At 40.0% G+C, this 9,194-nt stretch carries 9 protein-coding genes; 5 read left to right on the forward strand and 4 right to left on the reverse strand.

Going from position 1 to position 9,194, the window contains the following annotated elements; translation table 11 throughout:
- Nucleotides 1-64 precede the first annotated feature (64 nt).
- Nucleotides 65-913, forward strand: coding sequence for a prephenate dehydrogenase (locus tag H1A14_RS15615; protein WP_194777205.1), 849 nt, complete (start codon nucleotides 65-67; stop codon nucleotides 911-913).
- A 106-nt stretch (nucleotides 914-1,019) separates the two neighbouring features.
- The gene (locus tag H1A14_RS15620; protein WP_194777206.1) at nucleotides 1,020-1,727 is read left to right on the forward strand and encodes an SIMPL domain-containing protein; all 708 of its coding nucleotides are present in this window, start codon (nucleotides 1,020-1,022) and stop codon (nucleotides 1,725-1,727) included.
- A 38-nt stretch (nucleotides 1,728-1,765) separates the two neighbouring features.
- Here H1A14_RS15620 and H1A14_RS15625 read toward each other — a convergent pair whose 3' ends face one another.
- A complete protein-coding gene (locus H1A14_RS15625) occupies nucleotides 1,766-2,410 on the reverse strand; it encodes an outer membrane beta-barrel protein (protein WP_194777207.1) in 645 nt (214 codons plus the stop codon).
- Nucleotides 2,411-2,878: 468 nt separating this feature from the next.
- On the opposite strand from H1A14_RS15625, the gene H1A14_RS15630 reads away from it, so the two are divergent.
- Nucleotides 2,879-4,687: a TrkH family potassium uptake protein gene (locus H1A14_RS15630; protein WP_194777208.1), complete on the forward strand. Its 1,809-nt coding sequence runs from the start codon at nucleotides 2,879-2,881 to the stop codon at nucleotides 4,685-4,687.
- 12 nt (nucleotides 4,688-4,699) lie between these two features.
- Nucleotides 4,700-5,392 (forward strand): potassium channel family protein, encoded by a 693-nt coding sequence (locus H1A14_RS15635; RefSeq protein ID WP_194777209.1) that lies wholly within the window; start codon nucleotides 4,700-4,702, stop codon nucleotides 5,390-5,392.
- 194 nt (nucleotides 5,393-5,586) lie between these two features.
- On the opposite strand, the gene H1A14_RS15640 is transcribed toward H1A14_RS15635, so the two are convergent.
- The gene (locus H1A14_RS15640) at nucleotides 5,587-6,411 is read right to left on the reverse strand and encodes an ion transporter (RefSeq protein ID WP_194777210.1); all 825 of its coding nucleotides are present in this window, start codon (nucleotides 6,409-6,411) and stop codon (nucleotides 5,587-5,589) included.
- Between the two features lie 119 nt (nucleotides 6,412-6,530).
- Here H1A14_RS15640 and H1A14_RS15645 point away from each other — a divergent pair, with 119 nt between their 5' ends.
- The gene (locus H1A14_RS15645) at nucleotides 6,531-7,019 is read left to right on the forward strand and encodes a cupin domain-containing protein (RefSeq protein WP_194777211.1); all 489 of its coding nucleotides are present in this window, start codon (nucleotides 6,531-6,533) and stop codon (nucleotides 7,017-7,019) included.
- 110 nt (nucleotides 7,020-7,129) lie between these two features.
- Here the strand turns inward: H1A14_RS15645 and H1A14_RS15650 are convergent, their stop codons facing one another.
- Together H1A14_RS15650 and ppk2 are read right to left on the reverse strand one after the other, a co-directional pair.
- Nucleotides 7,130-7,900, reverse strand: a complete 771-nt coding sequence (locus H1A14_RS15650) for a polyphosphate kinase 2 family protein (RefSeq protein ID WP_194777212.1) — start codon at nucleotides 7,898-7,900, stop codon at nucleotides 7,130-7,132.
- 3 nt (nucleotides 7,901-7,903) lie between these two features.
- Nucleotides 7,904-8,749: a polyphosphate kinase 2 gene (gene ppk2 / locus H1A14_RS15655; RefSeq protein WP_194777213.1), complete on the reverse strand. Its 846-nt coding sequence runs from the start codon at nucleotides 8,747-8,749 to the stop codon at nucleotides 7,904-7,906.
- Nucleotides 8,750-9,194 lie beyond the last annotated feature (445 nt).

Here is a 9,194-nt window from a genome sequence, read left to right on the forward strand (position 1 = left end):
CTTGTCTTTAAGAACATATTTAGCATCACCCTGAATCAGGGTATAAACTACATCAAACTTACCTATGAAAAAGATACACATCATCGGACTGGGGCTACTCGGAGGCTCTTTTGCTTTGGCCCTGAAAAAGAAAATGCCAGAGATTGAATTCACAGGATTTGACATAGATCCCAGAAACCAGGAAGATGCCCTAACTTTAGGCATCATTGACAGGGCATTGGAAATCCCTGAAAAAGATACTGACGTGATCATTCTGGCTACTCCTGCTGATACCATTTCCGAACTGCTGAAAAAGACCTTGGATCAAATAGGCAAACATACCCTGGTCATTGACTTCGGCTCTACCAAAGAAAAGCTGTGCCAAGAAGTCGCTCAACATCCAAACAGGGAAAACTACCTTGCCGGACACCCCATCGCTGGAACCGAATATTCCGGACCCAAGGCAGCGAGGGAGGATTTATTGGACCGAAAAGTATTTATCATCTGTGAAATGGACAGGACCAATCTTCACCTGAAGGAGATGGCTTATGCTATTTTTGATGCCTTGAATATGAAACTTCGGTTCATGAACCCTGATGAACATGACAGACATTTGGCTTTTGTCTCCCACCTTTCCCACATTTCCTCATTTATGCTGGGAAAAACAGTCTTGGACAAAATGCAGGATGAAAAAAACATATTTGACATGGCTGGATCTGGTTTTGCTTCTACGGTTCGACTGGCCAAAAGTTCCCCTGAAATGTGGGCACCCATCATTCAGGAAAACAAAGCCAATGTATTGGAAGCTTTGGACCGATATATTGCGAGTCTCCAAAATTTCAGGGACAAAATCAAGGCTGACCAATTCAAAGAAATAAAAGGCGACATGAGGGAGATTAATAGGATCAGGGATATTTTGGATCTGGAAAAATAAATCCAGCCTGTTGATGGGTTGGTATTAGGGTCTATTTGAGAACAATTAAGTTTATTTAAGCATTTCTGGCTTGAGTTTTGAGTTGAGGCAAAAAAACAAAGAAATCATGAAAAAAACCTTGTTCATTCTTCCTATCTTGCTACTTTCCCTTACAGCCATGTCTCAGGAAATTGCTACGATCGAAGTAGAAGGCAAAAGCGAAATCAGCGTGATGCCAGACCAAGCCCTCATCCAAGTTACCTTAACCGAAAAGGCAATGAAGGTGGCTGATGTAACACAGGCACTCAACAAAAAAACCAAAAGTGTCAAAGATGCCTTAGAAAAATCCGGCGTGAAGGAATATGACTTGCAAATCAACAATTACTACGTGAATGTCAATCGAGTCTACGCCAAAGGGACTTCAAAGGATAGCGGCTATGTAGCCAGTCAAAACCTCAACATCAAAGTCAAAAGCATTGATAAGGACCTGGTAAAAGTGGTGGAGACTTTACATCAAACCACTGACATGGGTTTCAATATTCAATTCACCATCTCCGATGCTGAGAAAAAACGATACCAGGAAGAATTGCTGAAGTTGGCTTTAAAGGATGCCCAATCCAAAGCAAATTTGATAGCTGAAACCATGGAAATAAGCAAAATCAACCTTTTTAAGGTTTATCATGGTGCCCAATCTCCAGAGTATAGACCTATGATGAAGACCATGGCCATGCGGGCGGAGTCTGCAGATCTATTAGAAGAACCTGTTTTCAGTCCTGAGGAACAAAAATTATCAGATCAGGTCAAGGTAGCCTATACCTTTACATCTGGCAATTAAACCTTAAGCTTTCATATAATCCAACCGCTGATTCCTTGCTAATTTGCAGAAGAATCAGTGGTTTTTTTTGGGTTCAGAAAGTAAACCACACCAATACCTGCTCCTGAAAAGAGGTTAAATCCCACATTTCGGTTTCTGCTCAGGAGATTGTCGTTGCTTTTTTCCTGAGACCAAGAATAAAACAGTCCCCCAAAAGTACTTTCAATCATCCACTTTTGATTGATGCGATACGCCAGTCCAGGAGAAAGACCGGTGTTGATCTGATGATTCCTATTTTCGCCACTTCGGCTGATTTCATTTCCAAAATCGAAATCAAGTGCTATAAATCCGGTAAAATTATTCAAAATGGGAAAATACCTTCTGTAAAAAACACCAATTGTAAAGAATTCACGCTTACTTGAAGAATCCCAAGGACTCGTACTTGAATCCATTGTACCTGTTTTATCATGGATCAAATTGTATCCGGGACCAAATCCAAGAACTGATCGTGGGCTGATAAATTTCCCAAACCTGGGATTCAATCCCAAAAAGAACGTTCTATTAAATCTGTTATTGGTATGATTATCGGTTCTAAAAGAATTGGCATTGACAACTCCACCTACGAACCATTCTTCTTCTTCAAACTGGGCATGGGCACTAAAGGCAAAAACAAGTAAGATACTTAATAAGGCTATTCGTTTCATAGGTTGGATTTTTCTACACCTAAAACTAAAAAATTATTGATATATCTCCAACAAAAAATAACTAAGCGTTTGATTTATATGATTTTCCGCTTCATTGCCACTACCCCAATATTCTTCTTCTAAAGGGTCGGAAGTCCGAAGTTGGAAGTCACCCGTCTTTGGCAGGCCCGCCTTTATTCGGGCAGGCCCGCCTGTCGTCGGGCAGTCATGCATCCGGACATTTCGGTTTGCTGGCGAGAATTATATTGAATTACCATTTTACTGGCGTCATTGCGTATATTCATGTTGATTTATAAGAAAAGTTTATCCCAGTTTTTTTAGATTAATTTCTTCCTTTGTTACTAAAACCTCCAGACCTTTAAGTTTATCTTGTCTTCACGTAATTTATGCACCAATTTGTTTTGAATTTTTCGTAAGGGTCAATAAAATTGGCCCAGAAATCTATTACCTTAGGGGTTTTCCATTTCAATGGCGCCAAATTTAAATTTCAGTAGCCCCGATCAAAGAATACAGTTGGTCAGAAAAGTTTTCTTGATCAACAACCGTATCATTCAAATTTTAAGTTTTTGTGCGTTTGGCATTTTGATTTATGATATAGGATTCCAAAATGAAATCCAAACTTTGGGATTTTCCAATTTTTACAATTTTATTTTAGCAGCTCTCGCAGTATCCAACACCATAAAATTATTTTCAAAAGCTGAAAAGTATAGTTCTTACAGGTACTCCATCGAAATACTTATCATCCTCATCTTACTTTTTGCGACTTTCGTGAATTTAGGTTGGTTTCAATTGTATTCAGGGCTTAGGATTGCCAATGTCCCGGTGAATGCATTTTTAGTCAATCTATTGATCCTGGTTCTGTTTTTCATCGAATTGAGTAAACTGACTTTAACGGTCAATCAATTGAAAATACATCCGGCATTGGTTTTTATCTTAAGCTTTTTGGTTGTCATATTGATTGGTATGGCCCTGCTATTGCTTCCAAATGCCACCGTAAATGAGATATCGTTTGTGGATGCACTATTCACGTCAACATCCGCAGTATGTGTGACGGGTTTAATTGTATTGGATACGGCTACTGATTTTACATTTTTAGGACAAACGATCATCCTTATACTTTTCCAGGTTGGGGGTTTAGGCATGATGACATTTACCAGCTTTTTTGGTTTTTTCTTCAAAGGGTCTTATTCTTTACAGAATCAACTGTTTTTGAAAGATTATATCAATGAAGACAACATCAGTGCAATCAATTCGACTTTAGTAAAAATCATCTTTTTCACTCTTCTAGTGGAAGGACTGGCCATTATTTTAATTTATGCATTGATTGATTCCAATTTGTTTGAAAGCTCTAGTGACCATATTTTCTTTTCAGTTTTTCACGCCATCTCCGCATTTTGCAATGCGGGGTTTTCAACCTTAAGTGACGGTTTATATGAAGAAGGTTTCAGAAATCAGTACCACATACAGTTGGTCATTGCAATTACGATAATCATCGGCGGAATAGGTTTTCCAGTTGTGATGGGCTATTATCGGTACTTGCGCCATCTCTTTGTTGGCACTAAAAAACTGATCACAGGAGAAGAGGATTTCAAACATACCCCTCGGGTCGTAAATGTCAACATCAGATTGATAGTCTATACAACAGCTTGCTTGCTGATTATAGGCTTTGTCACTTTTTTTATTTTTGAAAAGGAACATACCCTGAAAGGATTAAGTGGGTATGGCAAAATCGTGACAGCCTTTTTCGGGGCCGTAACTCCAAGAACTGCAGGCTTCAATACCGTGGACATGAGCAATCTGGCATTACCAACGGTTTTGATTTACTTGATTTTGATGTGGATAGGAGCTTCTCCAGGTTCTACAGGTGGGGGATTAAAGACCAGTACCTTTGCCGTGGCGGTCTTAAATACGTTCAGCATTGCAAAGGGTAAGGATAGACTGGAAGTATTTAATAGGCAAATCAGCCAGGAAACGATCAGAAAAGCATTTGCAGTGATATTGTTGTCGTTTTTAGTGATAGGATTTGGTGTGTTTTTGGTGCTCTTGTTCAATCCTGAGATGCCCTTGATAAAAGTCGCCTTTGAGATCTTTTCGGCTTTCAGTACTGTGGGCCTAAGTTTGGGGATTACAGGAGACTTATCTGATTCAAGTAAAATAGTGGTAACCGTCATCATGTTTTTGGGAAGGGTAGGTACTTTGACAGTGATGGTAGCATTTATACAAAAGTCCCGGAATTTGAGGTATAGATTTCCGGAAGAAAGTGTGTTTATAACCTAAAAAAAAATAAAAATGAGATATATCATTGTGGGTTTAGGGAATTTTGGAGGCTACCTGGCTGCCCGGTTGACAGATCTAGGTCATGAAGTCATCGGAGTAGACGCCAATGAAGAAAAGGTTGAAAGTGTAAAAGACGCAATCACACATGCCATTACCATGGATGCCACAGATGTGCATGCTGTAAAAACCCTTCCGCTTAAAGACTGCCACGTTGTAGTTATTGCAATCGGAGAGGATTTTGGGGCCTCCATTATGGTGACAGCTATTTTCAAACAATTGAATGTGAAAAGGCTAATCAGCAGGTCTATCAATAAGGTCCATGAAACAGTGATCAAGGCTATTGGAGTGGATGAAATCATTCACCCTGAAGAGGATTCTGCTGAAAGAATGGCCAAACGCTTGCAAATGAAGGGCGTTTTGGATTCCTTGAATGTATCAGATGATTACAACATCATAGAAGTAAAGGTGCCTGAAAAATACATAGGCCTTACCATTGCCGAAACCAAAATCAGACAGGATTACAATATCAACATTTTGACTTTGGTAAAAATGGAAGAAAAATTAAATATGTTTGGCATTAAATCAAAGGTGAGGAAAGTTTCCGGGGTTGTTACCGGTGAAACAAAAATCGAAGAAGGGGATATTTTCCTGTTATTTGGCCATACTAAAGATATCCAAGCCATTTTAAGTCTGGATGAAGAATGAAAATTCTTTTAAAACAAAATGGTTTTCCGCCTTTTTCAACTCACCCAATATTCTTCTCCAAAAGGTTCGGAAGTCCGCTGCCTGTCTTCGGGCAGGCCCGTCTGTCTTCGGGCAGGGATGTGCCGGAAATTTCAGTTTAGCGGCAAGAATTATATTGAATTACCATTTTACTGGCATCATTGCGTAAATACATGTTAAACAATAATTGAAACCACTTTTTCTCCACAATATTTACAATGAACAGCGTCATTGTCGTGGGATTTGGATTTGCATCCTGAACATACTTTCATATCCTCATATTTCTTCTTGGTTTTGGCAAAGGTAAGTTCTGATGTGACTATACCTGTTGGCACAGCTATGATTCCATACCCTACAAGCATGATCAATGATGCCATCAGTTTTCCTAAAGGGGTGATAGGTGTAATATCTCCAAACCCCACCGTAGTCAGAGTCACAATAGCCCAATACATGGACATGGGAATGCTTGTATATCCATTTTCTGGGCCTTCCACAATATACATGACGGTTCCAGCAATCAATACAATGGTAAGCATAGTGGCCAAAAAAATCTGGATCTTGGCCCTACTTGCCTTTAAGGCCTCAGAAAGAAATTCAGCATCCTTTACGTACCTACCTAACTTCAAAATTCTGATGACCCTTAAGAGTCTCAAAGAACGGATCACCACCAAAAATTGGGTATTCACTAAAATCAAACTCAAATAGGTGGGAATGATGGCAAACAAATCGACTAAACCATAAAAACTAAAGATATATCCGGATTTGTTTTTACTTAACCAAATCCTCAATCCATACTCTATGGTAAATAAAATAGTAAATAGCCATTCAAGGAAATAAAAATAAACCCCATAGTCGATCCGAATCGAAACAACAGAATCTAAAATTACAACTGCGACACTAGCTAAAATTAAAATTAGAATAATGACATCGAATGTTTTTGAGGCCTTGTCGTCATGTTCAAAAACAATATGCGCTAAGCGACTTTTATCGAACCAGTTCATAAAAGCGAGGTAATTTTCCCTAATTTAAGGGAAAGAAACGGGTATGGCAAAACTTATAAAACTGGCTTCGGATAGTGTCCCCGTTTTTGATTTTCTCCATCATCTCAAAAAAAACCGAAATGACCAACAGGATTTCCTTTCTTATCCAAAAACTAGGACTTAAGGAGCATCCAGAAGGAGGCTACTATTCTGAAACGTATCGCGCTTTAGAGACTAAGGAATTTTCTATGGGTCATAGAAGTCTCATGACCAGTATTTATTTTCTGATGACCTCTGACAAGGTTTCCCATTTTCACCGCATCAAAAGTGATGAATTGTGGTTTTACCATGAAGGGAGTCCTTTGACCATTCATTTATTGGAAGAAAATGGGTACAGCAACCTCAAGGTCGGAACCCAACTCAATCAGGGTCAAAATCCGTTTCAAATGGTCAGGTCACATGCTATTTTCGGTTCTACGGTCGATGAAGCGGACAGCTATAGCCTGGTTTCTTGTGTGGTGGCTCCGGGATTTGATTTTGAGGATTTCGAATTGCTCAAGGAAGCTGAGCTTTTGGCAAGATGGCCGGAGCAAAGCGAAATTATTAAAAAGCTAACTGTTCCTGATTGACCTTTTAAGAAATATCAGATCAAACACTATTTAAATAGTAAGTTCGTTAGATCCTGAAGCAAAAAATTAAGCCAGATGAATTTTGCAAAGTCCATCTCATAACTCCAAAGCTAGCCTTTGTATGGAATGGTTTTAAGAATATATTCGGCAGCGCTGATCAACTCTTCTTCTCTGCGGTCCTCTATAATTTCCACCCATGGCGCATAGGGCGTATCAGTTTGGGCAAACATTTTTTCCTTATACTTTTTGTATTCATCCCAGAGTTCTTGTGCATTTTCATCATATGGAGTCAGTTTCCATTTGGTCAATGGGTCAGCCTTCATTTCGGCCAATCTTCTGGCATGTTCCTTTTTCGTGATTGAAAAATAAAATTTGACCAAATGAATACCCGAATCCACCAACATTTTCTCAAAAGGAATGACCTGTTCCATAAACCTCTCGTACTCCTCTTGGGTGCAAAGGCCGTTCACCGGTTCTATCAAAGCGCGATTGTACCAGCTGCGGTCATAGATTACCATTTCACTAGGCTGAGGTAGCAGGTTGATGAAATGTTTGAAATACCACTCTCCATCATTACCTAAAGTTCGATGCGGAAGATTGACTTCGATCCTGTAATGCCGTGGATTGTTATGGGACAAAATCCTACGGATCACCCCGCTTTTTTCCGAGGCATCTCCCCCATGGAAGACCAATACAATCTTCTGCTTATTTTCAATGAACCAAGTCTGAAGCTTTACCAATTCAGCTTGGATTTCCCGTAACTTGGTTTCATACTTTGCTTGCAAGATCACCTTTTCGAGATCAATTTTCTTGTTTTCCAAAAGGTGTTTAATGCCCACTTTAGAATTCAGAATTTCCAGGTCTTCTTTGGTCAGATTCATGTTTCAGAGTTCAAAGGGTTTGTTTTTTCTGTAAAAATTATAAATCACATTGGGATCTAACAGTAGGTTGGCTTTCGTGGAGCCCTTACCCGGATAATCAAATTGTCTTAATACAAACCTCAGGCTTTCAAGACGAGCGACCCTTTTGTCATTGGTATCCACGATCGTCCAAGGGCAATAGGCACTGTGCGTATCGGAAAACATTTTTTCCTTATATAAGGTATATTTATCCCATAATTCCTGGCCCTTTTTATCTACAGGGCTGAACTTCCATTCTTTCAAGGGATTTTGAAGCCTGCCATCGAAGCGTTTCTGTTGCTCTTCTTTACTGATATCAAACCAAAATTTTACTAATTTGATACCATCCTCATAAAGCATGTGCTCGAAATCAGGAACCTGCGCCATAAAAGTCCTGTATTGTGCATCATTGCAGAATCCCATGACCGGTTCTACGACAGCTCTGTTGTACCAGCTTCTGTCAAAAAATTTGATTTCTCCGGAATTTGGAAGTTCCTGAATATATCTTTGAAAATACCATTGTCCCCTTTCTATATCTGTCGGTTTTTGAAGGGCTACCACACCACTCGCATGCGGATTCAGGTATTCTACAAACCTTTTGATACTTCCCCCTTTTCCAGCGGCATCCCTCCCTTCAAAAATAACAGCCACCCGGAGCCTTTTTTCTTGAATGTGTTGTTGGAGGTAAGTGAGCTCTGTTTGGAGGTCTTTGAGTTCCTCCTCATACCTGGCCCGTTTGAGTGGTTTCTTAAGTTTGATACCGGAAGCTTTGGCCAAAGCGACCAGCTCTTTTCGGGTTTTGGCTTTTAAAAGCTGCTTTTCTGAAAACATCGAAATTCTTTTGGTCTATTCTCCTATAATTTTGCAAAAAAGAAGGGCATTAACAAGCATTGAAGATTTTTAATATGGTTATCCGCTTCTTTGCCACTAGCCCAATATGCTTCTTCAAACGGATTGGGAGTCCGAAGTCGTAAGTCACCCGCCTGTTGGTGAGCAGACCCGCCTGTTGTCGGACAGGCCCGCCTTTATTCGGGCAGGCCCGCCTTTCGTCGGGCAGGGATGCACCCGGACATTTCAGTTTGCTGGCGAGAATTACATTGAATTACCATTTTATTGGCATCATTCCGTACGTACATGATTAAAAATGCTCCGGAGTAAGTGCATCCCTTTGGGCTGTTGGCAAAGCCAGCGGATGATTGATGATTGCTGCTGCACCTTGGCAGTTGAAAAAATCCCATAAGGTGTCAGGCTGGATTCTGCCCTTGCGTTTGGGCAT

Source organism: Pararhodonellum marinum, assembly GCF_015354735.1.
Lineage (GTDB): Bacteria > Bacteroidota > Bacteroidia > Cytophagales > Cyclobacteriaceae > Pararhodonellum > Pararhodonellum marinum.

What these genes read in the sequence shown, in the direction of transcription:
- ppk2 (WP_194777213.1), bottom strand. Translation starts at nt 8,749, where the DNA reads ATGTTTTCAGAAAAGCAGCTTTTAAAAGCCAAAACCCGAAAAGAGCTG.
- H1A14_RS15650 (WP_194777212.1), bottom strand. Translation starts at nt 7,900, where the DNA reads ATGAATCTGACCAAAGAAGACCTGGAAATTCTGAATTCTAAAGTGGGC.
- H1A14_RS15620 (WP_194777206.1), top strand. Translation starts at nt 1,020, where the DNA reads ATGAAAAAAACCTTGTTCATTCTTCCTATCTTGCTACTTTCCCTTACA.
- H1A14_RS15635 (WP_194777209.1), top strand. Translation starts at nt 4,700, where the DNA reads ATGAGATATATCATTGTGGGTTTAGGGAATTTTGGAGGCTACCTGGCT.
- H1A14_RS15625 (WP_194777207.1), bottom strand. Translation starts at nt 2,410, where the DNA reads ATGAAACGAATAGCCTTATTAAGTATCTTACTTGTTTTTGCCTTTAGT.
- H1A14_RS15645 (WP_194777211.1), top strand. Translation starts at nt 6,531, where the DNA reads ATGACCAACAGGATTTCCTTTCTTATCCAAAAACTAGGACTTAAGGAG.
- H1A14_RS15630 (WP_194777208.1), top strand. Translation starts at nt 2,879, where the DNA reads ATGGCGCCAAATTTAAATTTCAGTAGCCCCGATCAAAGAATACAGTTG.
- H1A14_RS15640 (WP_194777210.1), bottom strand. Translation starts at nt 6,411, where the DNA reads ATGAACTGGTTCGATAAAAGTCGCTTAGCGCATATTGTTTTTGAACAT.
- H1A14_RS15615 (WP_194777205.1), top strand. Translation starts at nt 65, where the DNA reads ATGAAAAAGATACACATCATCGGACTGGGGCTACTCGGAGGCTCTTTT.